The organism is Pseudomonas putida, from assembly GCF_005080685.1.
GTDB lineage: Bacteria > Pseudomonadota > Gammaproteobacteria > Pseudomonadales > Pseudomonadaceae > Aquipseudomonas > Aquipseudomonas putida_V.
In genome coordinates, this window is the sequence record NZ_CP039371.1 from 288873 (window position 1) to 313498 (window position 24626).

The following is a 24626-nucleotide window of genomic DNA, read 5'->3' on the forward strand; positions in this document are numbered from 1 at the left end:
GGCAAGCCGGCTCCTGCCGGAGCCGGTTTACCGGCGATTGGATGCCATGCGATTACCGCTTGTTCAACCCCTTCGCCAACCGATCGCCCCCCAGCTGAATCAACGCCACCAACGCCACCAGCATGGCGATCACGGTCAGCATGATCTGGCTGTCGAAGCGCTGGTATCCATAGCGGTAGGCGATATCGCCCAACCCGCCCGCACCGATCGCCCCGGCCATGGCCGACGAGTTGATCAGGGTCACCAGGGTAATGGTGAAACCACCGACGATCCCCGGCAGCGCCTCAGGCAGCAGCACATGCCAGACGATGTGCCAGCGTCTGCAACCCATGGCTTGCGCGGCTTCCACCAGGCCGTGGTCGACTTCGCGCAGGCTCACCTCGGCGATGCGTGCGAAAAACGGCGTGGCGGCGATGGTCAGCGGCACCACGGCCGCCCACACGCCATAGGTGGTGCCGACCACCAGGCGGGTGAAGGGGATCAGCGCGACCATCAGGATCAGGAACGGGATCGAGCGGAACAGGTTGACGAAGGCGCCCAGCACCCGGTTCAGCATCGGCGCCTGGAAGATCCCGCCCTTGTCGCTGGTGACCAGCAGCACCGCCATCGGCACCCCGACCAGCAACGCGATCAATGACGACACGCCAACCATCAGCAAGGTGTCGAGCAAGCCTTCGAGCAAACGATCAAACCACATGGCCCAGCACCTCCACGTCCTCGGCCCAGCGGCGGGCACGTTCGAGCAATTGATGGGTATCGTGCGGCGAGCCCTGCACTGCCAGGATCAACTGGCCCAAGGCCTGCGCGCCGATGGTTTCGACGCCGCCCTGCAGCAGGCGCACACGCCCGCCGAGATCCTGGAACAGGTCGGACAGCGCCGGCTCGCCGAGCACGCTGAGCCTGAGGACCACGGCACTGTCACGGCCTACCGGGCTGGCCCGCAAGCTTGCCTGCAAGGCTGCGGGCAGCTTGGCCTGCAACGGTGCGAGCAGGGTCCGGGTGACCTCGTGGCGCGGCGCACCGAACACCCGCCAGACCTCCCCCTGCTCGACCACCTCGCCACGTTCGAGCACCACCACCCGGTGGCAGATATCGCGGATCACCGCCATCTCGTGGGTGATCAGCACGATGGTCAGGCCGAGTCGCTGGTTGATGTCGCGCAGCAGTTCGAGGATCGACGCGGTGGTCTCCGGATCCAGCGCCGAGGTCGCCTCGTCGCACAGCAGGATCTCGGGGTCGTGCACCAGGGCGCGGGCGATGCCGACCCGCTGCTTCTGCCCACCCGACAGTTGCGCCGGATAGACATGGTGCTTTTCCTGCAGCCCGACCAGCTCCAGCAGCTCACGCACCTTGCGCTGGCGCTCGGGCTTGGCGATGCCGGCGACCTTGAGTGGCAGTTCGACGTTCTGCCACACGGTCTTGGCCGACATCAGGTTGAAGTGCTGGAAGATCATGCCGATGCGTCGGCGCAGGGCGACGAGGCGATCCTCGTCGAACGGCGCGATGTCGATCTGGTCGATCAGCACCCGGCCCTGGCTCGGTTGCTCCAGGCGGTTGATGGTACGCAGCAGCGACGACTTGCCAGCGCCGCTGCGACCGATGATGCCGAAGATCTCGCCGCGGCGGATGTTCAGGTCGATGCCCTGCAAGGCCGGCTGCGTCTGGCCCGGGTAGGTCTTGCCAAGGCCGATGAAGCGCACGTGGGCCTGGTTCACCTCCGGGCGCAGGGCCTGTTCGCGGCCTGGGGCCGGTGCGGTATGCGGGGGATACGCCTGGTAGGCGTTGGCCTGGCCCATGTCAGCCTTCCCAACCGGCTTGGTAGAGGTTGCCATGGGCTTTGTTCAGCGCTTCGCGCACCACCGGCGAGTGCTGGTAGATGTCGACGAACTTGGCCAGGCGCGGGTCGTCCTTGCTTTGTGGGCGGATGACGAACTGGATCACGTATTCCTTGTTCTCCAACCCGTCGAACAGCAGCGCCGAGGCCGGATCGAAGGTCTTGGCCAGGCGGATGTAGGCCGGGTAGCCCTGCACCAGGTCGGCATCGTCGTAGGCACGCACCAACTGCACGGCCTCGACCTGGAGGATCTTGATCTTCTTCGGGTTGGCGACGATGTCGTCTTCGGTAGCCTTGTAGCCCACGCCCGGCTTGAGCGTGATCAGCCCGGCTTTGGCCAGCAGTTGCAGGCCACGGCCGCTGTTGATCGGGTCGTTGGCGATGGCCACGCTGGCACCTTCGGGCAGCTCGGCGAAGCTTTTGTAGCGCTTGGAGTAGAGACCGACGTTGTTGATGATGCCTGGGGCGTAGGGCACCAGGTCGAAGCCTGCGGCGGCCTTGGCGTTTTCCAGGAAGGGAATGTGCTGGAAGTAGTTCACGTCGATGTCGCCGCTGTTGAGGCTGACATTGGGTGCGATCCAGTCGCTGAACTCGATCAGCTTGACCTCCAGGCCCTGCTTGTGGGCTTCCTCGACTGCCGCTTCCAGGGGGATGGCAAAGGCCGATGTGGTGCCGATCTTCAATGGCTCGGCGGCCAGCGCAGTGGCGCTCAAGCCGAGGCCCAGGGCGATGGCCGCGACGGGCCGGAACAGTTTGTCAAGCATGGTGCAGGGCTCCAGTCGGGGCAGGGGTGGTGTGGCGATAGGCCGAGCCTGGGTGGTCGGCGGGCAGGTGTGCCTGGTCGCTGGCGAACAGTTTTTCGCGCAGCGTGCCTTCGGCGTAGGCGGTCTTGTAGCGGCCGCGTTGCTGCAGCTGCGGGATCACCAGGTCGATGAAATCCTCGAAGCTTTCCGGGGTGACGGTCCGGGTCAGGTTGAAGCCGTCCAGGCCGGTTTCGTCGATCCAGGCGATCAGCTCGTCGGCGACCTGCTCGGGCGAGCCGACCACGGTCACGTAGCGTCCGCCGAGTGCGTGCTGCTCCAGCAGGCGGCGGCGGGTCCAGGCGTTGTCCTGCAGCTGGCGCGTGGCCGACTGGATGGCATTGCCGGTGCTGGCGCCGATCGGCTCGTCCAGCGCGTAGGCGGCGAAGTCGATCCCGGTGGAGGCGGCAAAGTGCGCGACGCCGGCTTCAGGGCTGGCATGGCGCAGGTACTCGGCGTGCTTGGCCTGGGCGGCCTGCTCGGTTGGCGCGACGATCACGGTGATGCCCATGAACACCTTGATCGCCTGCGGGTCGCGGCCTGCGGCCTTGGCGGCGGCGCGCACCTTGTCGACCTGGGCGCGGGTGGCGGCCTTGTTCTGGCCGCTGATGAACACGCACTCGGCATGGTTGCCGGCGAAGGCCAGGCCGCGCGGCGAACTGCCGGCCTGGAACAGCACCGGGGTACGTTGCGGCGAGGGTTCGCACAGGTGGTAGCCCTCGACCTTGTAGAACTCGCCCTGGTGGCGGACCTTGCGCACCTTGTCCGGTTCGGCATACACGCGTCGCTCGCGGTCGGCGACCACCGCATCAGTGGCCCAACTGCCTTCGAGCAGCTTGTACAGCACCTGCAGGTACTCGTCGGCCTGGTCGTAGCGGCGGTCGTGCTCGGGCTGTTGGTCCAGGCCCATGGCCCGGGCTGCGCTGTCCAGGTAGCCGGTGACGATGTTCCAGCCAACCCGGCCGCCGGTCAGGTGGTCTAGGGTGGAAAGGCGTCGGGCGAACAGGTAGGGCGCCTCGTAGGTGAGGTTGGCGGTCAGGCCGAAGCCCAGGTTGCGGGTGACCGCGGCCATGGCCGAGACCAGCAGCAGTGGGTCGTTGACCGGCAGCTGGATCGACTCCTTGAGGGTCACGTCCAGCGACTGGCCATAGACGTCGTAGGTGCCCACGATGTCGGCGATGAACAGGCCATCGAACAAGCCGCGCTCGAGCAGCTTCGCCAGGTCGGTCCAGTAGCCCAGGGTCTTGTACTGCGTCGAGGTGTCTCGTGGGTGGGTCCACAAGCCGTGGTTGATGTGCCCGATGCAGTTCATGTTGAAGGCGTTGAGCAGGATTTCCCTGGCCATCAGATGGTCCCCCGGCGCGGAGGGTTTTCGTCGTTGAGGTAGTAGTTGCCGATGGCGTGGTACTTCCAGCGCACCGGGTCGTGCAGGGTGTGCACGCGGGCGTTGCGCCAGTGGCGGTCGAGGTTGTGCTCGGCCAGGGTAGCCTGGCTGCCGGCCAGCTCGAACAGCGTGGTGCCGGCGGCGAGGGCGATCTCGGTGCTGATGGCGCGGGCCTCGGCGACGGCGATGGAGGCGGCGGCGACGCTGCTCTCGGTGCTGTCCTGCTGGGCCAGGTCCAGGTACTGGCCGGCCCGTTCGAGCAGGGCTTCGCTGGCATGCAGACGGATCGCCAGTTGGCCGAAACTCTTCAGCGTCAGCGGATCGTCGCTGGCCTTGTCGACGCCGGAGTCGACCCAGGGCCGGCTGCGGGTGCGCACGAAGTGCAGGGCATCTTCATAGGCGGCGCGGGCGATGCCGGTGTCGATCGCGGCGTGGAGAATCTGCGCGAGCGGGCCGACCGGCGTCGGGCGTTCGAAGGCGCTCTGGAACGGCACCACGTCCTCGGCGCTGACCTGCACATTGTCGAACAGCACCGAACCGCTGCCAGTGGTGCGCTGGCCGAAGCCGCTCCAATCGTCGATCACCTGCAGACCCGGGCTGTCAGCCGGGACGAAGGCGAGGTGCTGCACGCCCTGCTCGTCGATGACCGAGGTGGGGATGCGCTGGGCGTACAGGGCGCCGGTGGCGTAGAACTTGCGGCCATCGATGCGATAGCCGTCACCGTCGCGGGTCAGGCGGGTGGTGCGGTCGTGGGCGGTCTTGGTGCCGAGTTCGGCGAGGGCATTGCCCAGGCGTTGACCGGCCAGGACTTCCTGGTAGATGCGTCGTTGTTGCTCGGGGCTGCCGTTCACGCGCAGCACCTCAAGGGCGTAGAAGTGGTTCTGCGGGATCTGTCCGAGAGAGGCGTCCGCCTGGGCGATGCGGGCGACTACCTGGGCCAGGGTGACATTGGAGACCCCGGCGCCGCCGAATGCCTTGGGCACGCTGATGCCCCAAAGGCCAGAGCGGCTGAACAGCTCCAGTTCCGCGTGTGGCAGGCGACGTTCGCGGTCGCGCAGGGCGCTGTCGCGGCGCAGTTGCTGGGCGATTTGCTCAGCGATGGCCAGTGCCTGGGCATCGCTGCTGATTACTGATGTCGTCATGGTGTTCTCCGGGCCTTGGGGCCGCTGTGCGGCCCATTCGCGGGACAAGCCCGCTCCCACAGAATCTGCGCTGATGCTCAGAGCAACGCGTACTTGTGGGAGCGGGCTTGCCCCGCGAATGGGCTGCGCAGCAGCCCCGAGGCTTTTAAGTCAGATCCAGGAATGCCGCGCGGGCAGCGTGCCGTTGAGGTGATAGGCGCCCACCGCGTGATACTTCCAGCGCACTGGGTCATGCAGCGTGTGCACGCGGGCATTGCGCCAATGCCGGTCGAGGTTGTACTCGGCCAGCGTCGCGCGACTGCCGGCCAGCTCGAACAGCTTCTCGCTGGCCTGCAGGGCGATCTCGGTGGTGAGCACCTTGGCCTCGGCCACGGCAATCGATGCCCGCGCCGCGGCTGCAGCATCGATAGGCCCGGCGTTGACCTCGTCGAGCACTCGCGCGGCCTTGGCCAGCAACGCCTGGGCGGCGTGCAGCTCGAGCTTCAGGCGACCGATCTCGGCAATCACGTACAGATCCTCGCTGGCCTTCTCGACCTTGGCCTCGATCCATGGCCGCGAATACTGGCGGACAAAGGCGATGGCGTCGTCGATCGCCGCTTCGGCGATGCCGGCGTCGATGGCCGCTTGCACCAACTGCGACGAGGCGCCCTGGATGTTCGGCAGGTCGCGCTGGCGCCAGTTGTCGATGACCAGTTCGGCATCCACCGGCACCTGGTCGAGCAGCACGGTGCCGCTGGCGGTGGTGCGCTGGCCGAAGCCGGACCAGTCGTCGACGATGCGCAGCCCAGGGCTGCCACGGCGCACGAAGGCCAGGCGCTGGCGGCCTTCATCGTCCAGCGCCTTGACCGCCACCCAATGGGCGAACAGGGCACCGGTGGAATAGAACTTCTCGCCGCTGATGCGATAGCCGTCGCCGTGACGAGTGATCCGCGCCTTGAGGGTCAAGGTGTCCTTGGTGCCACGCTCGGGGCCGGCATTGCCGATCCTCCAGCCGTCGAGCACGCTACGGAAGATCAGCGCCTGCTGGGCCTCGGTGGCGGTCACGCGCAGCAGTTGCAGCATGCCGAACTGGTTTTGCGGAATCTGCCCCAGCGCAGGGTCTGCGGCGCTGATGATGCGAAATACTTCGGCAACGGTGGCGAAACTGACGTCGGGTCCGCCATGGGCCTTGGGCACGGTGATGCTGCCCAGGCCGCTGCGGGTGAACTGTTCGATCTCGGCCCAAGGCAGTTTGCGTTGCTGGTCGCGCCGGGCGGCCTGCTCGCGGGCCACGTCGGCCAGTTCGCGAGCGGCTTGCAGGGCTTCGGCATCGCTGCGCAGCACCTTGGCTGGCAGCAGCAGGGGCGAGCTGTCGACGTCGCTGTGGGAAAGCGGGTGTGCCTGGCTGGACATCAGTACCGCTCCTTGGCTGCACTCAATGCCCTGGCGTTACGCACTGGGGTGATTGTGATCCTGACCATACCTGACCTCACGAAAATGAATGCGTCGCTGCAGCTGATCGCGACGGACGTGTGCGGGTCCGGTGGTCCGGTTCATATACCCTAAATGCTTATTAAAGGTTTATGAACTAACTCTTTGGAATATTGATAGAAGGGGAGATTGTTTGTGTCTGGGCCGGCCTCTTCGCGGGACAAGCCCGCTTGTATGGTTAGACTTGAAGGGGTGGTGGGACTAAATACCCGATTCTGACTGTTCGCAGCAGTACAGACCGTGGGAGACATCGCCCCACCCCTTCCACCAAAGCGCCGATAAAGAATGCATCGTTTGCAAGCGACGATAGAAGCAAGCCAGCGCCTCTGGGTGAAACCCCTTCAAGCCGAAAAACCATAACGTGAGGAGCCGCCCATGGCAATGCAGGTAAGCAAGTTGATCATGGGGGTGGATGTCGCGAAAGTAGAACTGGTTATCCATCACGATGATCGTGATGAGATCATCAGGCTGAAAAATTCCAAACTCGAAATCAAAAGGTGGCTGAAGCAGCAGCCTCTCAATACTGCTATCGCAGTTGAAGCAACCAATGTCTATCACCTGGACTTGGTCGAGCTGGCCCATCACCTGGGTTTTGAGGTTTATGTCATCGATGGCTTTCAACTCAGCAACTACAGAAAAAGTGTCGGTGGGCGGGTAAAAACCGATCCGTCTGATGCTCGGTTGCTGTCCCGTTTTCTGAAAAACGAAGGTGAGGACCTCCGCCCTTGGAGCCCGCCTCCTGCTGTCTACAGCAAGCTTCAGAGTCTCCTTCGGCGCAGAGCCAGATTGGTGACTGCTCGCACGGCTATGACTCAAAGCTGGGCGAATGAAAGCCTTTTGAAAACCGCCTTCGAGACCTTCTTAAAGTCGATAGATCGACTGGATCAATTGATCCAAAAGAAGATTAAAGAAGTACTCCGAGAGGCTGGGCTGCACGAGCAAGTCGCTCGCTGCCAGGCGGTAGAGGGTATTGGTTTTCTCACCGCCACCGCGTTGGTGATGGCTTTTATGAGGGGCGAATTCAAAAGCAGTGACTCGTACATTGCATTCTTGGGAATGGATCTGCGAGTGAGTGATTCCGGACAAAAGAATGGACGCCGCCGCCTCACCAAGCGAGGTTGTTCAGAAATTCGTCGCTTATTGCATAACGCTGCGATGGCTGCCAGCAGATCGGCTGCCTGGAGAGGGTTTTACGAACAGCATCGGAGCACAGGTAAAGCCACAACCCAAGCTTTAGTAATCCTGGCAAGAAAGCTTGCGCAGGTAGCATTCGCCCTGATGAAAAATCAGGACGAATACGTCACAAAAGGCGGGAAATTGGTTTGCTGAAAACCATAGAATCTCCCACAGGTATCGCGCCACATCCGAAATCAGCACTGAATCTGTGGGAGCGGGCTTGTCCCGCGAAGAGGCCCGTGAGGACCTACTCGGACGCAGCGGTCCCGAGGAACTTGCGCAGAAACTGCCGGGTGCGTTCTTCCCTGGGCGCGGCGAACAACGCCTTGGCCTCGCCCTGTTCGACGATCACGCCCTTGTCGAAAAAGATCACCCGGTTGGCCACGTCGCGGGCGAAGCTCATCTCGTGGGTGACGATGATCATCGTGCGCTTCTCCTCGGCCAACCCGCGAATGGTCTCCAGCACCTCGCCGACCAGCTCGGGGTCCAGCGCCGAGGTGGGTTCGTCGAACAGGATCACTTCCGGTTCCATGGCCAGCGCCCGGGCGATCGCCACCCGCTGCTGCTGGCCGCCGGACAGGCGCCGGGGGTAGGCATCCTCCTTGCCCGCCAGGCCGACCTTGGCCAGCAGCCGCCGACCCAGCGCCAGCGCCTGCGCACGGGGCGTCTTCTTCACAATCACCGGTCCTTCGATGACGTTGTCCAGGGCGGTGCGGTGAGGGAACAGGTTGAAGTTCTGGAACACGAACCCGGCCTGCTGGCGCAAACGGCGAATCGCCGCTTGCTGGCTACCCAGCGGGCGATTGGCGTCGATGCTGATGTCGCCGATCTGGATGTGCCCGGCATCGGGAGTTTCCAGCAGGTTGAGGCAACGCAGGAAGGTGGTCTTGCCCGAGCCGCTGGGGCCGATGATGGCGATCACTTCGCCGGCCTCGACGGTCAGGCCGATGCGGTCGAGCACGGTCTGGCCGTTGAAACGCTTGGTCAGGCCTTCTACCACGATCATCGTCAGTGCTCCTGGTCGTGCTGATTGACCCGCGCTTCCATGCGGTTCTGGAAGTGCGCGAGGATGCTGCAGAGAATCCAGTAGATCACCGCCACCGCCAGGTACATGGTGAACACCTCGAAGGTGCGCGCGGTAATCAGCTGGGCCTGGCGGAACAGCTCGGGGACCTGGATGGTCGCCGCCAGCGCGGTGTCCTTGACCAGCGAGATGAAACTGTTGCCCAGCGGCGGCAGGGCCGTGCGCATGGCTTGCGGCAGGATCTCCCGGCGCATTGCCTGAGCACGGGTCATGCCGATGCTGGCCGCAGCTTCCCACTGGCCGCGATCGATCGATGAAATCGCCGCCCGCAGGATCTCGCAGATGTACGCGGCCATGTTCAGCGACAGGCCGATCAGCGATGCCGGGATCGGGTCGAGCTCGATGCCGATCTGCGGCATGCCGAAGTAGATCACGAACAGCTGGACCAGCAACGGCGTGCCGCGAAAGAACGACACGTAGACACGTGCCGGCCAGTCCAGCAGCGCGGTCTTGGACAAGCGCATCAGTGCCAGGGCGAAGCCCAGCAGCAGGCCGAAGAACATGCCGCCGACGCTGAGCAGCACGGTATACCCGGCGCCCTTGAGCAGGAAGGGCGTCGAGTCGGCGACGAGTTGCAGGCTCTCGGCGATCATTTAGTCACATCGGCACCGAAGTACTTTTCCGAGAGCTTGGCCAGGGTGCCGTCGGCCTTGAGCTTGTCCAGTGCCTGGTTGATCGCGGCCAGCAGTTCCGGTTCGCCCTTGCGCAGCGCCACGCCGCTTTCCAGGCGCGAGAAGGCATCCCCGGCAAGCTCGGTGTCCTTGGCTTTCTGCGCGTATTCCAGTGCGGCCAGGCGGTCGATCAGGATGGCATCGATGCGGCCATTGCGCAGGTCGGCGAACTTGCTCGGGTCATCCTCGTAGGTGCGCACGACGGCCTTGGGCACGTCCTGTGTCACCCACTGCTCGTAGTTGGTGCCCAGGCCGACGCCGACCTTCTTGCCGGCCAGGTCCTGGGCGCCCTTGATGTTCAGTTTTTCGGCCTTTTTCTTCAGGATCAGCGCCTGGATGCCGGAAACGGTGTAGGGCTCGGAGAAGTCGTACTTTTTCTTGCGTTCCTCGGAGATGGTCACCTGGTTGACCACCACGTCCAGTCGCTTGGACTCGAGCGCTGCGAGGATGCCGTCCCATTTGGTCGGCTGGATCTTGGCCTTGACCCCCAGCTCCTTGGCCAGCAGTTCCGATAACTCGACCTCGAAGCCGGTCAGCTTGCCGTTTTCGTCCTGGAAGCTGAAGGGCGGGTAGGTGCCCTCGAGGCCTACGTTGATCACGCCTTTTTCCTGGATGGTCTTGAGTTGCTCGCCAGCGAACCCCTGGCTGAACAGGCCGCTACCGAGCACGACGGCCAGGCTGGCGGTGAGAAGCGGTTTGACGAATTTCGACATGGCAGGCCCCGGGTTGGTCATAAAGTAACCTTGAGGGTAGGCCAGGATGGGGGTGGCGTCATGGCGGCTTATGCATGACGATAAGGACAGTGAGATTAGCCGAGTTGGCAGGAGAACACCGTGAGCGAACAACCTTCATCCGGGCATTGGCAGTTGCACAGCATCGTCAGCGGCATGCGTGGTGCCCGTGAGCAGTGGCGTACCCGCAATGGCCGTAGCAGTGGCGAGCAGGGGGGCCGGGAACTGCCCTCGCGCGAGGCGATGCGGCATATCCTCGAGCAGCTGTGCGGGGCCTTGTTCCCGATGCGCCTGGGCCCGGTCGATCTGCGCGAGGAGAGCGAGGACTTCTATGTCGGGCATACCCTCGACGCTGCACTCACTGCGCTGCTGGCCCAGGCCCGCCTGGAGCTGCGCTATGCCGCGCGGCAGAGCAAGGCGGACCTCGCTGAAGTCGACGCCCAGGCCCTGCGCCTGATCCAGGGCTTCGCGGCAGCCTTGCCCGAGCTGCGCGTGTTGCTCGACACCGATGTGCTCGCTGCCTACCACGGCGACCCGGCGGCGCGTAGCGTGGATGAAGTGCTGCTGTGCTACCCCGGCATCCTGGCGGTGATCCACCATCGCCTGGCCCACCATCTGTACCAGGCCGGCTTGCCGCTGCTGGCGCGTATCAGTTCGGAGCTGGCGCACTCGGCCACCGGCATCGACATCCATCCGGGCGCACAGATCGGCCCGAGCTTCTTCATCGACCACGGCACTGGCGTGGTGATCGGCGAAACCGCGATCATCGGCGAACGGGTGCGTATCTACCAGGCGGTGACCCTGGGCGCCAAGCGCTTCCCCAGTGACGAGTCGGGCAACCTGCACAAGGGCCTGGCGCGCCACCCCATCGTCGAGGACGACGTGGTGATCTACGCCGGGGCGACCATCCTCGGGCGCATCACCATCGGCAAGGGCTCGACCATCGGCGGCAACGTGTGGCTGACCCGCAGCGTGCCGGCCGACAGCAACATCACCCAGGCCAATTTGCAGCTGGATTGCCAGGACAAGAATTGAGGTGAGGGGCTGTCTGTACCGGCCCTTTCGCGGGCAAGCCCGCTCCTACAGGTACAACACGGCATCTGAAATTGTGCTGCCCCTGTAGGAGCGGCGGTTCGGCGCCCCGACTTGCCCGCGAAAGGGCCGGTACAGACCCCTACCGATCAGCTACCCGGTTCGCTTTGAAAGCCGATCCATGTTTAACTTGAACGCTTGTTCAACGAAAAACGCTGGTCCGCTGCCGGTGTTCAACAGGAGGATTCCTTTGCTGAACCCGTTCAATCCGAACCTCACGTCCCGTGACGAGGTGCGCGTCCGATGAGTGCACCGATTTCCAACCTTGCCCCTGGCAAGATCCGCATGAACCCCCCCGTGTTCTACTTCGCGGCAAGCTTCATCCTCATCTTCGGCCTGGTAGTCATTGCGCTGCCGGAGGCTGCTGGCGAGTGGCTGCTGGCGGCGCAGAACTGGGCGGCCAACACGGTCGGCTGGTACTACATGCTCGCCATGAGCCTGTACCTGGTCTTCGTGGTGGTCACCGCCTTGTCCGGCTACGGCAAGATCAAGCTCGGTGCCGACCACGACGAGCCCGAGTTCAGCTACCTGTCCTGGGCCGGCATGCTGTTCGCCGCGGGCATCAGCATCACCCTGTTCTTCTTCTGCGTCTCCGAACCCCTTACCCACATGCTGCAGCCGCCCCAGGGCGAGGCCGGTACCGCCGAGGCCGGGCGCCAGGCGATGCAGATCCTGTTCCTGCACTGGGGCCTGCACGGCTGGGGCGTGTTCGCCTTCGTCGGCATGGCCCTGGCCTACTTCGCCTACCGCCACAACCTGCCGCTGGCGCTGCGCTCGGCGCTGTACCCGCTGATCGGCAAGCGCATCAACGGGCCAATCGGTTATGCGGTGGACGGCTTCGGCATCATCGCCACGGTGTTCGGCCTGGGCGCCGACATGGGCTTTGGCGTGTTGCATCTCAACGCCGGGCTCGACTACCTGTTCGGCATCAGCCACAGCCAGTGGGTGCAGGTGATCCTGATCACCCTGATGATGGGCGCGGCAGTGGCCGTGGCGGTCGCCGGGGTGGAGAAGGGCGTGCGGGTGATGAGCGACATCAACCTGTTCCTGGCCTGCGCGCTGCTGCTGTTCGTGCTGTTCGCCGGCCCCACCCAACACCTGCTCAACACCCTCATCCAGAATCTCGGCGACTACCTGGGGGCCTTGCCGAGCAAGAGCTTCGATGTCTATGCCTATGGCGACAAAAGCGACTGGCTGGGCGGCTGGACAGTGTTCTACTGGGCCTGGTGGATTGCCTGGGCGCCGTTCGTGGGTCTGTTCATCGCGCGGATCTCGCGCGGGCGGACCATCCGCGAATTCGTCTTCGGCGTGCTGTTGATCCCGCTGGGCTTCACCCTGGCGTGGATGTCGATTTTCGGCAACAGCGCCCTGGACCAGGTGATCAACCACGGCATGACCGCGCTCGGCCAGTCGGCGCTGGATAACCCGTCGATGAGCCTGTACCTGCTGCTCGAGACCTACCCCTGGAGCAAGGTGGTGATCGCTGTGACGGTGTTCATCAGCTTCGTGTTCTTCGTGACCTCGGCCGACTCCGGCACCGTGGTGCTCGCGACCTTGTCGGCCAAGGGCGGCGACCCGGACGAGGACGGCCCGAACTGGTTGCGGATCTTCTGGGGTGCGATGACCGCGCTGGTCACCAGCGGGCTATTGTTCGCCGGCAGCATCGATTCGCTGAAGTCGGCGGTGGTGCTGACCTCGTTGCCGTTCTCGCTGATCCTGCTGTGCATGATGTGGGGGCTGCACAAGGCCTTCTACCTGGAAAGCCAGCGACAGATCGCGCAGATGCACTCGTTGGCACCGTTCGCCCAGTCACGCCGTGGCCGCGGTGGCTGGCGCCAGCGCTTGAGCCAGGCGGTGCACTTCCCGTCGCGCGACGAGGTGTACCGCTTCATGGACGACGTGGTGCGCCCGGCGATCGCCGATGTGACCGAAGTGTTCGCGCAGAAGGGCCTGGTGCTGATCACCCAGGACGATCCGAGCCATGACAACGTCAGCTTGAAGATCGGCCATGGCGAGGAGCAGCCGTTCATCTACCAAGTGCAGATGCGTGGTTACTTCACGCCGTCGTTCGCCCTCGGTGGGCTGGGTACCCAGGACTTGAAGAACCGCCGCTATTACCGGGCCGAGGTGCACCTTGCCGAGGGCAGCCAGAACTATGATCTGGTGGGCTACAGCAAGGAGCAGATCATCAACGACATCCTTGATCAGTACGAGCGGCACATGCAGTTCCTGCATCTGGTTCGCTGATCGGGAAATGTCTGTGCCGGCCTCTTCGCGGGCAAGCCAGCTCCCACAGGATCACCACCATCATTGCAGACGGTGTAGTCCTTGTGGGAGCGGGCTTGCCCCGCGAAGGGGCCGGCGCAGACCCCCTAGAAAGGCGCATCCCCCAGGATGGTCGCCCGATGCATCACCCGCCGATTCGGCCGGTAATCATCCACCGCGAAATGCTGGGTCACGCGGTTGTCCCAGAACGCCACGTCGTTCTCCTGCCAACGCCAGCGAATGCTGAACTCCGGCCGAGTGGCATGGGCGAACAGCAGCTTCAGTAGCGCCTCGCTTTCCCAATCGCTCAACTCGTTGATGCGCGTGGTGAACCCTTCGTTGACGAACAACGCCTTGCGCCCACTCACCGGATGCGTGCGTACCACCGGGTGCGACAGCGGCGGGTTGTTGCGTCGGGTCGCTTCCCAGCGCGCCAGGTCATCTGGCGTGGTGCCGAAACGCTCCAGCGGGAACGACTTGGTGAAGTCGTGGGTGGCGGTGAGCCCATCGAGCATCTCGCGCAGGGGCGCCGACAAGGCCTCGAACGCCGCGATGCCACTGGCCCACAGGGTATCGCCGCCGTAGGCTGGCAGCTGCTTGGCGCTGAGCACCGCGCCCAGCGCGGGGGTCGGCAGGAAGGTCACGTCGGTATGCCAGACAGCATTGTCGCGCACGTCGGTCACGGCGGTGTCGAGGATCAGCACCTGCGGCGTTTCCGGCACGTTGGGGTAGATCGGATGGATGTGCAGGTCGCCAAAGCGCGCGGCGAAGCGCGCCTGTTGCTCGGGCGTGATCGGCTGGTCGCGGAAGAACAGCACCTGGTGTTCGAGCAGGGCTTGCTCGATGGCGTCGCGCTGCTCGGCGCTGAGCTCGCGGCTGATGTCGACGCCGCTGATCTGGGCGCCGAGCGCCGGGCTGAGAGGGGTGATGGTCAGGCTCATGTCGGTCTCGATCGTTGTGCTGCGCCGGGATGCCGGCGTGGTCAGTGCGGATGTTGTCGTCAGTCAGTGGCTCTGGCCGTGCCACGGCACCAGCTTGCGTTGCAGGGCGCGCAGGCCCATCTCCAGAGCGAAGGCGATCAGGGCGATCAGCAGGATGCCCAGCACCACCACGTCGGTGACCAGGAACTGCGCCGCCGACTGCACCATGAAGCCCAGGCCGCTGGTGGCGGCGATCAGCTCGGCGGCCACCAGGGTCGACCAGCCGACGCCAAGGCCGATGCGAATGCCGGTGAGGATGTCGGGCAGGGCACTGGGCAGGATCACGTGGCGCACCAGTTGCGCTCGAGTCGCGCCCAGCGATTGCGCGGCGCGCAGCTTGGCGGGGTCGACGTTGCGCACGCCGGTGGCGGTGGCGATGGCGATGGGGGCGAAGATCGCCAGGTAGATCAGCAGCACCTTGGACAGCTCACCGATGCCGCACCAGATGACGATCAGAGGCAGGTAGGCCAGCGGCGGGATCGGCCGGTAGAACTCGATCAGGGGGTCGAGGATGCCGCGGGCCACGCGGTTGTAGCCGATGGCGATGCCCACCGGGATGGCGGTGAGCGTGGCGGCGACCAGGGCCAGGCCGATGCGACCGAGGCTGGCGCCCAGGTGTTGCCACAGGCTGGCGTCCATGTAGCCCTGGGTGAGCAGGGTCCAGGCCCTGGCCAGGATATCGCCGGGCGAGGGCAGGAACAGCGGCTCGATCCAGCCGGCGGCGGTCACCAGCCACCAGGCGAGCAGCAGGGTGGCCAGGGTCAGGGCGCTGATCCAGCGGGTCGGCAACGGCCGGCGCGGTTTCGCACCGGGCGGGGTGTGGGTGTCGCGCTTGCCGGCGACAGGCAGGTCGAGGCTGCTCATACGGGCTCCTGTTGGCGGCTGGCCTGGCGTTGCGAGAACACCCGCGCCAACACATGCTCGCGGGTTTCGATGAAGCGTGGATCGGACTTGATCGCCCGCGCCGATTCGCCAGCGGCGTAGCGCTGGCCGAAGTCCAGTTGCAGGCGCTCGACCACGCGGCCGGGGTTGGGCGCCAGCAACACCAGTTCGCTGGCGAGGAATACCGCTTCCTCGATGTCGTGGGTGATCAGGAACACCGGCTTGGCGGTGCGCTGCCAGACCTGCAGCAGCAATTCCTGCATCTGTTCGCGAGTAAAGGCGTCGAGGGCGCCGAACGGCTCGTCCATCAACAATACCCGTGGGTCGGCAGCCAGGGCACGGGCCAGGCCTACGCGCTGTTTCTGCCCGCCGGACAATTGCCAGATGCGCCGTTCGCCGAAGCCTTGCAGGTCGACCAGGGCCAGCATCTCGCGGGCCTTGGCTTCGCGCTGGGCGCGCGGCACGCCGGCAAGTTCCAGACCGAAGGCGACATTGCCCAGCACGTTCTGCCAGGGCAGCAGCGCATCGTCCTGGAACACCACGCCGCGTTCGGCGCCGGGGCCTTGCACCGGCACGCCGTCGAGGGTGATGCGCCCGGCGCTGGGGGCGACGAAGCCTGCGATGAGGTTGAGCAGCGAGGTCTTGCCGCTGCCGGATGGCCCAAGGGCCACCAGCAGCTGGCGTGGCCCCAGGCTCAGGTCGATGTCGGCCAGCACCGGGGCGTCGGCGCCGGGGTACTGTGCGCTGATGCGCTCCAGTTCAAGCAAGGCCATGGCAGGCTCCGGTCGATTGCGATCTTAGTTGGGCAGGTACTTGGCGCTGACGTAGGGCGAGTAGTCCGGCAGCACCGCCTCGACCTTGCCTTGCTGCTTGAGGAAGGTCGCGGTGTCGGTGAGGGCCTGGGTGGTCGGTGCGCCCAGCGCACTGGCCTGGTCGGCCGCCAGCGGGTAGACGTTGCCTTGCAGCAGCACCGGGATGTCGGTGGGCTTGGCACCGGAGAGCTTGGCCAGCTTGGCGACGTTGTCCGGGTTGGCCAGCCAGGCCTTGGGGTCGTTGCGGTAGTCGGCATAGGCGTCCAGGGTGACCTTGGCGAAGGCCTTGACCACGTCCGGATGCTTGGCAGCGAAGTCCTTGCGCACGATCCAGGCGTCGAAGGTCGGTGCGCCTTTTTCGGCCAGCTCGCCGGAGGTGATCAGCACCTTGCCGTTTTCCTTGGCCACGCCCAGGGCCGGGTCCCAGACGTAGGTCGCGTCGATGTCGCCGCGCTTCCAGGCGGCGATGATCGCCGGTGGCGCGAGGTTGAGGATCTGCACCTTGGACGGGTCGATGTTCCAGCTCTTCAGCGCGGCCAGCAGGCTGTAGTGGCCGGTCGAAACGAACGGCACGGCGACTTTCTTGCCGATCAGGTCTTGCGGGGTCTTGATGTTGTCACGGGCGACCAGCGCCTCGCCAGCGCCGATCTGCGTGGCGATGAGGAAGGTCTCGACCGGCAGTTTTCGGGTGGCGGCGGCGGCCAGCGGGCTGGAGCCGAGGTAGCCGATCTGCACGTCGCCACTGGCCACGGCGGTGATCACGTCGGCGCCATTATCGAATTTGCGCCAGTCGATGCTGGCCTTGCTGGCCTTTTCATAGTCGCCGTCCACCTGGGCCACCTTGGCTGGGTCGACGGTGGTCTGGTAGGCAACGGTCAGGTCGGCGGCCTGGGCCAACCAGCTGGTGCTGGCGAGGGTCAGGGCAGCGAACAGGCGCAGCGGGGCGTGCAGGATCATGGAGAACCTCTCGTCAGGCGGGTAATGGATGACGGAGAGACTAAATGATCTAAGAAATATGAAATAAATAACTTTTTAGAATTAGCTTAGCTGGCAATTGCCTTAGCGCGCCGTAGAGCTCGAGGGGCGGGGAAACTGGTGAAAACGCGATCGGCTGCTAGCCTTGAACCCCTTTGACGAGGAGGATTTCGCCTAGCGCATTGGCAAACGTTTGCAAATAACCTAAAGGTATGATGCCTTACGTCGATACAATTTTTTGCAGTAAAGGTTCCTACCTTATTCCGCAAAAGTCTTAGAAATTCATAAAACAGTCATTTTGGATTTATAGGATTGTCATTATCCTGTAGCGCAGGGGGCTTCTTAGACCAAAGTCGTGAAACGTTTAGAAATGTATTGACTAGACGGTGACCTTTTAAGGCTAAATCGCCCATCCACGGTGAGTGGGGCAGAAGACCCCGCCGCCTGAGACGCACAAGAATTAGAACGTAGAGGAGCAAAACATGTACAAGTCCAGCCTGGCTCTCGCCGTGGCACTGGGGGTTCTCGCCCAACAAGCAGGCGCTGCTGGTTTCATCGAGGACAGCAAGCTGTCCGTCAGCTCGCGTACCATGTACTTCAACGATGACAACCGTGACGGTGGCACCGACCAGGAAGAAAGCGGTCAGGGCTTCAAGCTCGACTACCTGTCCGGCTTCACCGAGGGCACCGTTGGTTTCGGTGTCGACGTTCAGGCGCTGTGGGGCATTCACCTGGATGGTGGCCGTGGTAGCCGTCCAGACGCCAACAACACCTTCTTCCCAAGCGACTCCGATGGCTCCGCAGTGCACAACTGGGCACGCATCGGTGGTAACGCCAAGGCTCGCTTCTCGAAGACCGAGGCCCACTTCGGTAGCGCCCTGGCGCCGAACCTGCCGATCCTGGTCTCCAACGATGGCCGTCTGCTGCCGCAGACCTTCGAAGGTGGCACCATCACCTCGAAGGAAATCGACAACCTGACCATTAACGCCGGTCAACTGACCCACGCCATGGGCCGTGCTTCGAGCAACCGTACTGGTCTGTCCGTTGCAGGTTCCGCTGTCGACAGCAACAAGTTCTACTACGGCGGCCTGGACTACAAGCTCACTCCAGACCTGACCCTGCAGTACTACTACTCGAACCTGAAAGACTTCTACAAACAGCACTTCCTGGGTGCGACTCACGTTTACAAGATTTCCGACGACTCCTCGTTCAAGACCGACCTGCGCTACTTCGATAGCAGCAGCGATGGCAAGAACGGCGATGGCGGCGAGTACTTCTTCAACAACAACGGTGGCTACGCCAAGAACTCTGGCGAGATCGACAACAAGACCTGGTCTGCCATGTTCACCTATACCCTGGGTGGCCATGCGTTGATGCTCGGCCATCAACAGGTCAGCGATGACGGTGGTTTTGTCTGGCTGAACCAAGGTAACGTCACCGATGGCAACGGCAACCTGGAAGGCGCTGGCGGTGCAAGCTTCTACCTGTTCACCGATAGCATGATCAACCAGTTCGCTCGTGCTGGTACCAACACCACCTTCGGTCAGTACAGCTACGACTTCGCCCGTGTTGGCGTACCTGGCCTGAAGGCGTCGGTCGCTTACCTGCGTGGTACCGACATTCGTAACGCTTCCGGCAGCGGTACCTACCACGAGTGGGAACGCGACGCCCGTATCGACTACGTGATCCAGGAAGGCACCCTGAAAGGTCTGGGCGCCAGCCTGCGTCACGGTATCTACCGCGGCGAAGGTGAGGCTCCGGTCGACAAGGACCAGACTCGCTTCATCGTCAACTACACTTACAACTTCCTGTAAGTCGTAGCTGCAAGAAGAGCCTCGCCTAGTGCGAGGCTTTTTTGTGCCTGTAATTTCGTATGCCTAATAGTTATAAATAAATCATTATTTATTCTTTTTGTTTTTATTCGAATGCAGGCACATTGAACCCACAACGCCAGAACACAGCACAGGAGCCGTACACCATGAGTCTCAAACTCGGCGACATCGCCCCCGACTTCGAGCAGGAATCCAGCGAAGGCAAGATCCGTTTCCACGAATGGCTCGGCAACAGCTGGGGCGTGCTGTTTTCCCACCCGGCCGACTTCACCCCGGTGTGCACCACCGAGCTGGGCCTGACCGCCAAGCTCAAGGACGACTTCGCCCAGCGCGGCGTCAAGGCCATCGCCCTGTCGGTGGACCCGGTCGACTCGCACCACAGGTGGATCGATGACATCAACGAGACCCAGAACACCGTGGTCAACTTCCCGATCATCGCCGACGCCGATCGCAAGGTCTCCGACCTGTACGACCTGATCCACCCCAACGCCAACGACACGCTGACCGTGCGTTCGCTGTTCGTCATCGACCCGAACAAGAAGGTGCGCCTGACCATCACCTATCCGGCCAGTACCGGGCGCAACTTCAACGAGATCCTGCGGGTGATCGACTCGCTGCAGCTGACCGACAACTACAAGGTCGCCACGCCAGGCAACTGGCAGGACGGCGACGACGTGGTGATCGTGCCTTCGCTGAAGGACGAGGACGAGATCAAGCAGCGCTTCCCCAAGGGGTATCGTGCGGTCAAACCCTATCTGCGCCTGACCCCGCAGCCGAATCGTTAAGTATTTGTTCGTTGCATCGCTCTTAGCCATAGCAGGGATTTCGGGGCCGTTTCGACGGCCCTTTTTTTATGCCTGCAATCGGGGTCTTTCATATAGGTGCAAATGGAATAAACAAATGAAAAAATATGATTTCTAGATATATAAAAGGGCTGGTAATGTCACCTCAACCCAACACAAGGAAGCGCTGCAATGCTGGTCGTCTCAATCGGTGGTAGCCCCAGTACCCGATCACGCTCCGGCGTGCTGCTCGAGCGTTCGCGCCAGTGGCTGCAGGACCGTGGGGTCGAGGTGGTGACCTTCCAGGTGCGCGACTTTCCGGCAGAGGACCTGCTCCACGCGCGCTTCGACAGCCCGCAGGTGCAGCACTTCCAGCAGCTGGTGGCGCAGGCCGATGGCCTGGTGGTCGCAACCCCGGTGTACAAGGCATCGTTCGCCGGTGCCCTGAAAACCCTGCTCGACCTGCTGCCCGAACGCGCCCTGGTACACAAGATCGTATTGCCGATCGCCACCGGCGGCAGCATCGCCCACATGCTGGCGGTGGATTACGCGTTGAAACCCGTGCTGTCGGCACTCAAGGCGCAGGAGACCCTGCAAGGGATCTTCGCCGACGACAGCCAGATCGCCTACGGAGAAGGCGCAGGGCCTGCCAGGCTGGCACCCGCTCTGGAAGAGCGCCTGCAGGACTCGCTGGAGACCTTCCACATCGCCCTGGCCCGCAGGCCGAGGCCCGTGGCCCCCGGCTTGCTCAATGAACGCCTGATCAGTGCTCGCTGGAGCATCTGACCCGGCACAACCGCTTCATCGCGTTATCCACCTTACTCGCCCGTCAACGAGGCAAGCAGGTGCAACCCGAACCCTATTCGCACAGGAGAGCGCTATGCGCACAGTCTTCTTGCGTCGTGGTCTGGTCGCCCTGTTTGCGGCGGCTGTGTCCTTCGGCGCCATTACCCAAGCCCAGGCCGAGAGCCTGCGTATCGGTTATCAGAAATACGGCACCCTGGTGCTGCTCAAGGCCAAGGGCTCGCTGGAAAAGCGCCTGGCTGAACAGGGCATCCAGGTGCAATGGACCGAGTTCCCCGGCGGCCCGCAGCTGCTCGAAGGGCTCAACGTCGGCTCGATCGACTTCGGCGTCACCGGCGAGACACCACCGGTGTTCGCCCAGGCAGCCGGCGCCGATCTGCTGTACGTGGCCTATGAGCCACCTGCGCCGCACAGCGAAGCCATCCTCGTGCCCAAGGGCTCGCCGATCCAGTCGGTAAAAGAGCTCAAGGGCAAGAAGGTCGCCCTCAACAAGGGCTCCAACGTTCATTACCTGCTGGTCCGCGCCCTCGAGGACGCCGGCCTGAAGTACAGCGATATCCAGCCGGTGTACCTGCCTCCGGCCGATGCCCGCGCCGCCTTCGAGCGTGGCAGCGTCGATGCCTGGGTGATCTGGGACCCGTACCAGGCCGCAGCCGAACAGCAGTTGCAAGCCCGCACCCTGCGTGATGGCAAGGACCTGGTCGACAACCACCAGTTCTACCTGGCCACCCGCGACTACGCGACCAAGCACCCTGCGGTGATCAGTGCGCTGATCGACGAAGTGCGCGCAGTCGGCGAATGGTCGCAGGCCAACCCGCAACAGGTCACCGACCAGGTCGCGCCGCTGCTCGGCCTGCCGACCGACATCACCCTGACCTCGGTCAAACGCCAGGGCTACGGCGCCGCGCCGCTGACACCGGCGGTAGTCGCCGCGCAACAGAAGATCGCCGACACCTTCCAGGCGCTCAAGCTGATTCCCAAGCCGCTGAGCATCAAGGATGTGATCTGGACTCCACCCGCCAAGGTCGCCAGCGCGCCTTGATCGATCCGCCAGCGCCGGGGCGCCGCCCCGGCATGAGCCACCCTAGAAGGAGACAACTCCAATGAGCTTGAACATTTTCTGGTTCCTCCCAACCCACGGTGACGGCAAGTACCTGGGCACCTCCGATGGCGCTCGCGCGGTCGACCACGGCTACCTGGCGCAGATCGCCCAGGCCGCCGACCGCCTCGGTTTCGGCGGCGTGTTGATCCCCACCGGGCGCTCCTGCGAGGACTCCTGGCTGGTGGCGGCATCGCTGATTCCGGTGACCCAGCGCCTGAAGTTCCTGGTCGCGCTGCGCCCTGGCATCATTTCGCCGACCGTGGCGGCACGCCAGGCGGCCACCCTCGATCGCCTGTCCAATGGCCGTGCCCTGTTCAACCTGGTGACCGGCGGTGACCCGGACGAGCTGGCCGGCGACGGCCTGCACCTGAACCACGAGGAGCGCTACGAAGCCTCGGTCGAGTTCACCCGCATCTGGCGCAAGGTGCTCGAAGGCGAAGTGGTCGACTACGACGGCAAGCACATCCAGGTGAAGGGCGCCAAGCTGCTCTATCCGCCGATTCAGCAACCGCGTCCGCCGCTGTACTTCGGCGGCTCCTCCGATGCCGCGCAGGATCTGGCCGCCGAGCAGGTCGAGCTGTACCTGACCTGGGGCGAGCCACCGAGCGCCGTGGCCGAGAAGATCGCCGCCGTGCGTGAGAAGGCCGCCGCCCAAGGCCGCGAAGTACGCTTCGGCATTCGACTGCACGTGATCGTGCGGGAAACCAACGAAGAGGCCTGGGCCGCCGCCGACAAGCTGATCTCGCACCTGGACGACGACACCATCGCCCGCGCGCAGGCTTCGCTGGCACGCTTCGACTCGGTCGGCCAGCAGCGCATGGCTGCCCTGCACAATGGCAATCGCGACAAGCTGGAAGTCAGCCCCAACCTCTGGGCCGGCGTCGGCCTGGTGCGCGGTGGCGCCGGTACCGCCCTGGTCGGTGACGGCCCGACCGTGGCCGCGCGGGTCAAGGAATATGCCGACCTGGGTATCGATACCTTCATCTTCTCCGGTTACCCACACCTGGAAGAGTCGTATCGCGTGGCCGAACTGCTGTTCCCGCACCTGGACGTGCAGCGCCCCGAGCAGCCCAAGTCCGGTGGTTATGTCAGCCCGTTCGGCGAGATGGTGGCTAACGACATCCTGCCCAAGTCCGTCGCGCAAAGCTGAGGGCCGAGGTCATGAGTCGTGCAACCTCTACCAACCTGAGCCAGCGCCTGGCGCCCTGGGCGCTGCCGGTGCTGCTGCTGGCGGCCTGGCAGCTAGCGGTGAGCGCCGGTTGGCTGTCCACGCGGATCCTGCCGGCCCCGAGCGCTGTGGTCAGCGCCGGCGTCGAATTGGTGCGCAGTGGCGAGATCTGGACCCACCTGGCGATCAGCGGCTGGCGTGCCGGCCTGGGCTTCGTCATCGGCGGCAGCATCGGCCTGGTGCTGGGCTTCATCACCGGCCTGTCGAACTGGGGCGAACGCCTGCTCGACAGCTCGGTGCAGATGATCCGCAACGTGCCGCACCTGGCGCTGATCCCGCTGGTGATCCTGTGGTTCGGCATCGATGAGTCGGCAAAGATCTTCCTGGTCGCGTTGGGCACCCTGTTCCCGATCTACCTCAACACCTACCACGGCATTCGCAACGTCGACCCGGCGCTGGTGGAAATGGCCCGCAGCTATGGCCTGTCCGGCTTCGGCCTGTTCCGCCAGGTGATCCTGCCGGGCGCCCTGCCTTCGATCCTGGTCGGTGTGCGCTTTGCCCTGGGCTTCATGTGGTTGACGCTGATCGTCGCCGAGACCATTTCGGCCAATGCCGGCATCGGCTACCTGGCGATGAATGCCCGTGAGTTCCTGCAGACCGACGTGGTGGTGCTGGCGATCGTCCTGTACGCGGTGCTCGGCAAGCTCGCCGACCTCGCCGCCCGTGGCCTGGAGCGTGTATGGCTGCGCTGGCACCCGGCCTACCAAGTGGCCAAGAAGGAGGGCGCATGACCGTGCTCAAGGAACAACCGCCGCGCTTGCTGCGCGGCATCCCGCTGGCCTCCAAGGGCCTGCGCAAGACCTTCGGCCAGCGTGAAGTACTGCGTGGTATCGACCTGCACATTCCGGCCGGCCAGTTCGTTGCCATCGTCGGCCGCAGCGGTTGCGGCAAGAGCACCTTGCTGCGCTTGCTGGCCGGCCTCGATCAACCCAGCGCCGGTGAGCTGTTGGCGGGCGCCGCGCCGTTGGCCGATGCGCGTGAAGAAACCCGGCTGATGTTCCAGGACGCACGCCTGCTGCCCTGGAAGAAAGTCATCGACAACGTGGGCCTGGGGCTTTCCGGTGATTGGCGCCCACGTGCGCTGGAAGCGCTGGAAGCGGTAGGCCTGGCGGACCGTGCCAATGAGTGGCCGGCAGCGTTGTCGGGGGGGCAGAAACAACGTGTGGCCCTGGCCCGGGCACTGATCCATCAGCCGCGTCTGCTGCTGCTGGACGAACCGCTGGGTGCGCTGGATGCGCTGACCCGGATCGAAATGCAGCAGTTGATCGAACGGCTGTGGCGCCAGCATGGCTTCACCGTGCTGTTGGTCACCCATGACGTCAACGAGGCCGTGGCCGTGGCTGATCGCGTCATCCTCATCGAGGACGGCGAAGTCGGCCTGGACCTGACGGTCGACCTGGCAAGGCCGAGGGCGCGTGGCTCGCACCGCCTGGCGGCGCTGGAAAGCGAAGTACTCAACCGTGTGTTGTCGGTACCGGGCACGCCGCCCGAGCCGGACCCTGTAGCCCCTTTGCCCACGCAACTGCGTTGGGCGCATTGAACCCCAGAAGCCATAGACCCCAGAAGCCATAGAGAAGGAA

General features: G+C 64.0%; 23 protein-coding genes. 10 read left to right on the forward strand and 13 right to left on the reverse strand.

The window, feature by feature from the left end; all coding sequences use genetic code 11:
• Positions 1–52: 52 nt before the first annotated feature.
• From E6B08_RS01380 to E6B08_RS01405, 6 genes are all read right to left on the reverse strand, one after another.
• The gene (locus tag E6B08_RS01380) at positions 53–697 is read right to left on the reverse strand and encodes a methionine ABC transporter permease (protein WP_136912448.1); all 645 of its coding nucleotides are present in this window, start codon (positions 695–697) and stop codon (positions 53–55) included.
• Complete coding sequence (locus E6B08_RS01385; RefSeq protein WP_136912449.1) at positions 687–1796, reverse strand: methionine ABC transporter ATP-binding protein; 1110 nt, start codon at positions 1794–1796, stop codon at positions 687–689. Before E6B08_RS01385 ends, E6B08_RS01380 begins: the two co-directional genes overlap by 11 nt.
• A 1-nt stretch (position 1797) precedes the next feature.
• On the reverse strand, positions 1798–2598 hold the full coding sequence (locus E6B08_RS01390) for a MetQ/NlpA family ABC transporter substrate-binding protein (protein WP_136912450.1): 801 nt from the start codon (positions 2596–2598) through the stop codon (positions 1798–1800).
• Positions 2591–3979 carry an LLM class flavin-dependent oxidoreductase gene (locus E6B08_RS01395; RefSeq protein WP_136912451.1) on the reverse strand — a complete coding sequence of 463 codons (1389 nt, stop codon included), beginning with the start codon at positions 3977–3979 and terminating at the stop codon, positions 2591–2593. Before E6B08_RS01395 ends, E6B08_RS01390 begins: the two co-directional genes overlap by 8 nt.
• Positions 3979–5160, reverse strand: coding sequence for an SfnB family sulfur acquisition oxidoreductase (locus E6B08_RS01400; protein ID WP_136912452.1), 1182 nt, complete (start codon positions 5158–5160; stop codon positions 3979–3981). Before E6B08_RS01400 ends, E6B08_RS01395 begins: the two co-directional genes overlap by 1 nt.
• 150 nt (positions 5161–5310) lie before the next feature.
• Entirely contained in the window at positions 5311–6552 is a 1242-nt protein-coding gene (locus E6B08_RS01405) for an SfnB family sulfur acquisition oxidoreductase (RefSeq protein ID WP_136912453.1), read from the reverse strand.
• A gap of 453 nt (positions 6553–7005) precedes the next feature.
• On the opposite strand from E6B08_RS01405, the gene E6B08_RS01415 reads away from it, so the two are divergent.
• Positions 7006–7959, forward strand: a complete 954-nt coding sequence (locus E6B08_RS01415) for an IS110 family transposase (protein WP_136912455.1) — start codon at positions 7006–7008, stop codon at positions 7957–7959.
• Between the two features lie 94 nt (positions 7960–8053).
• Here E6B08_RS01415 and tcyN read toward each other — a convergent pair whose 3' ends face one another.
• From tcyN to tcyJ, 3 genes are read right to left on the reverse strand one after another with little or no spacing between them, the layout of a single operon-like run.
• Entirely contained in the window at positions 8054–8812 is a 759-nt protein-coding gene (gene tcyN / locus E6B08_RS01420) for an L-cystine ABC transporter ATP-binding protein TcyN (RefSeq protein WP_136912456.1), read from the reverse strand.
• Positions 8813–8814: 2 nt separating this feature from the next.
• Positions 8815–9483, reverse strand: a complete 669-nt coding sequence (gene tcyL, locus E6B08_RS01425) for a cystine ABC transporter permease (protein ID WP_136912457.1) — start codon at positions 9481–9483, stop codon at positions 8815–8817.
• A complete protein-coding gene (tcyJ, locus tag E6B08_RS01430; protein ID WP_136912458.1) occupies positions 9480–10274 on the reverse strand; it encodes a cystine ABC transporter substrate-binding protein in 795 nt (264 codons plus the stop codon). The genes tcyL and tcyJ overlap by 4 nt, the downstream gene beginning before the upstream one ends.
• A 120-nt stretch (positions 10275–10394) precedes the next feature.
• Between tcyJ and epsC the strand changes: the two genes are divergently transcribed.
• Both epsC and betT read left to right on the forward strand, forming a co-directional pair.
• Positions 10395–11327: a serine O-acetyltransferase EpsC gene (gene epsC, locus E6B08_RS01435; RefSeq protein WP_136912459.1), complete on the forward strand. Its 933-nt coding sequence runs from the start codon at positions 10395–10397 to the stop codon at positions 11325–11327.
• Positions 11328–11669: 342 nt separating this feature from the next.
• Positions 11670–13631, forward strand: coding sequence for a choline transporter BetT (gene betT, locus E6B08_RS01440; protein ID WP_192938671.1), 1962 nt, complete (start codon positions 11670–11672; stop codon positions 13629–13631).
• Positions 13632–13756: 125 nt separating this feature from the next.
• Here betT and tauD read toward each other — a convergent pair whose 3' ends face one another.
• The 4 genes from tauD to tauA all read right to left on the reverse strand — a co-directional run bounded on the left by tauD (position 13757) and on the right by tauA (position 17280).
• Complete coding sequence (gene tauD, locus E6B08_RS01445) at positions 13757–14590, reverse strand: taurine dioxygenase (protein ID WP_136912461.1); 834 nt, start codon at positions 14588–14590, stop codon at positions 13757–13759.
• Between the two features lie 63 nt (positions 14591–14653).
• The gene (tauC, locus tag E6B08_RS01450; RefSeq protein ID WP_136912462.1) at positions 14654–15493 is read right to left on the reverse strand and encodes a taurine ABC transporter permease TauC; all 840 of its coding nucleotides are present in this window, start codon (positions 15491–15493) and stop codon (positions 14654–14656) included.
• Positions 15490–16284 (reverse strand): taurine ABC transporter ATP-binding subunit, encoded by a 795-nt coding sequence (gene tauB / locus E6B08_RS01455; protein ID WP_136912463.1) that lies wholly within the window; start codon positions 16282–16284, stop codon positions 15490–15492. Before tauB ends, tauC begins: the two co-directional genes overlap by 4 nt.
• Before the next feature lie 24 nt (positions 16285–16308).
• Entirely contained in the window at positions 16309–17280 is a 972-nt protein-coding gene (tauA, locus tag E6B08_RS01460) for a taurine ABC transporter substrate-binding protein (RefSeq protein ID WP_136912464.1), read from the reverse strand.
• A gap of 500 nt (positions 17281–17780) precedes the next feature.
• Here tauA and E6B08_RS01465 point away from each other — a divergent pair, with 500 nt between their 5' ends.
• The 7 genes from E6B08_RS01465 to ssuB all read left to right on the forward strand — a co-directional run bounded on the left by E6B08_RS01465 (position 17781) and on the right by ssuB (position 24586).
• Positions 17781–19112 carry an OprD family outer membrane porin gene (locus E6B08_RS01465; protein ID WP_136912465.1) on the forward strand — a complete coding sequence of 444 codons (1332 nt, stop codon included), beginning with the start codon at positions 17781–17783 and terminating at the stop codon, positions 19110–19112.
• A 164-nt stretch (positions 19113–19276) separates the two neighbouring features.
• Positions 19277–19915 (forward strand): peroxiredoxin, encoded by a 639-nt coding sequence (locus E6B08_RS01470; protein WP_136912466.1) that lies wholly within the window; start codon positions 19277–19279, stop codon positions 19913–19915.
• 189 nt (positions 19916–20104) lie between these two features.
• Positions 20105–20698 (forward strand): NADPH-dependent FMN reductase, encoded by a 594-nt coding sequence (gene ssuE / locus E6B08_RS01475; protein WP_136912467.1) that lies wholly within the window; start codon positions 20105–20107, stop codon positions 20696–20698.
• A gap of 94 nt (positions 20699–20792) precedes the next feature.
• Positions 20793–21758: a sulfonate ABC transporter substrate-binding protein gene (locus tag E6B08_RS01480; protein WP_136912468.1), complete on the forward strand. Its 966-nt coding sequence runs from the start codon at positions 20793–20795 to the stop codon at positions 21756–21758.
• A gap of 61 nt (positions 21759–21819) precedes the next feature.
• The gene (gene ssuD / locus E6B08_RS01485; protein WP_136912469.1) at positions 21820–22968 is read left to right on the forward strand and encodes an FMNH2-dependent alkanesulfonate monooxygenase; all 1149 of its coding nucleotides are present in this window, start codon (positions 21820–21822) and stop codon (positions 22966–22968) included.
• 11 nt (positions 22969–22979) lie between these two features.
• A complete protein-coding gene (gene ssuC, locus E6B08_RS01490; protein ID WP_136912470.1) occupies positions 22980–23777 on the forward strand; it encodes an aliphatic sulfonate ABC transporter permease SsuC in 798 nt (265 codons plus the stop codon).
• Entirely contained in the window at positions 23774–24586 is an 813-nt protein-coding gene (gene ssuB / locus E6B08_RS01495; protein WP_136912471.1) for an aliphatic sulfonates ABC transporter ATP-binding protein, read from the forward strand. Before ssuC ends, ssuB begins: the two co-directional genes overlap by 4 nt.
• The last annotated feature ends 40 nt before the right edge of the window (positions 24587–24626 follow it).

Coding starts and splice junctions, on each gene's coding strand:
- tcyL (WP_136912457.1), bottom strand. CDS start 9,483: ATGATCGCCGAGAGCCTGCAACTCGTCGCCGACTCGACGCCCTTCCTG.
- E6B08_RS01405 (WP_136912453.1), bottom strand. CDS start 6,552: ATGTCCAGCCAGGCACACCCGCTTTCCCACAGCGACGTCGACAGCTCG.
- ssuE (WP_136912467.1), top strand. CDS start 20,105: ATGCTGGTCGTCTCAATCGGTGGTAGCCCCAGTACCCGATCACGCTCC.
- E6B08_RS01480 (WP_136912468.1), top strand. CDS start 20,793: ATGCGCACAGTCTTCTTGCGTCGTGGTCTGGTCGCCCTGTTTGCGGCG.
- E6B08_RS01470 (WP_136912466.1), top strand. CDS start 19,277: ATGAGTCTCAAACTCGGCGACATCGCCCCCGACTTCGAGCAGGAATCC.
- tcyN (WP_136912456.1), bottom strand. CDS start 8,812: ATGATCGTGGTAGAAGGCCTGACCAAGCGTTTCAACGGCCAGACCGTG.
- tauD (WP_136912461.1), bottom strand. CDS start 14,590: ATGAGCCTGACCATCACCCCTCTCAGCCCGGCGCTCGGCGCCCAGATC.
- tauC (WP_136912462.1), bottom strand. CDS start 15,493: ATGAGCAGCCTCGACCTGCCTGTCGCCGGCAAGCGCGACACCCACACC.
- tcyJ (WP_136912458.1), bottom strand. CDS start 10,274: ATGTCGAAATTCGTCAAACCGCTTCTCACCGCCAGCCTGGCCGTCGTG.
- tauB (WP_136912463.1), bottom strand. CDS start 16,284: ATGGCCTTGCTTGAACTGGAGCGCATCAGCGCACAGTACCCCGGCGCC.
- tauA (WP_136912464.1), bottom strand. CDS start 17,280: ATGATCCTGCACGCCCCGCTGCGCCTGTTCGCTGCCCTGACCCTCGCC.
- ssuC (WP_136912470.1), top strand. CDS start 22,980: ATGAGTCGTGCAACCTCTACCAACCTGAGCCAGCGCCTGGCGCCCTGG.
- E6B08_RS01400 (WP_136912452.1), bottom strand. CDS start 5,160: ATGACGACATCAGTAATCAGCAGCGATGCCCAGGCACTGGCCATCGCT.
- ssuD (WP_136912469.1), top strand. CDS start 21,820: ATGAGCTTGAACATTTTCTGGTTCCTCCCAACCCACGGTGACGGCAAG.
- E6B08_RS01465 (WP_136912465.1), top strand. CDS start 17,781: ATGTACAAGTCCAGCCTGGCTCTCGCCGTGGCACTGGGGGTTCTCGCC.
- E6B08_RS01415 (WP_136912455.1), top strand. CDS start 7,006: ATGGCAATGCAGGTAAGCAAGTTGATCATGGGGGTGGATGTCGCGAAA.
- E6B08_RS01385 (WP_136912449.1), bottom strand. CDS start 1,796: ATGGGCCAGGCCAACGCCTACCAGGCGTATCCCCCGCATACCGCACCG.
- E6B08_RS01390 (WP_136912450.1), bottom strand. CDS start 2,598: ATGCTTGACAAACTGTTCCGGCCCGTCGCGGCCATCGCCCTGGGCCTC.
- E6B08_RS01380 (WP_136912448.1), bottom strand. CDS start 697: ATGTGGTTTGATCGTTTGCTCGAAGGCTTGCTCGACACCTTGCTGATG.
- betT (WP_192938671.1), top strand. CDS start 11,670: ATGAACCCCCCCGTGTTCTACTTCGCGGCAAGCTTCATCCTCATCTTC.
- E6B08_RS01395 (WP_136912451.1), bottom strand. CDS start 3,979: ATGGCCAGGGAAATCCTGCTCAACGCCTTCAACATGAACTGCATCGGG.
- ssuB (WP_136912471.1), top strand. CDS start 23,774: ATGACCGTGCTCAAGGAACAACCGCCGCGCTTGCTGCGCGGCATCCCG.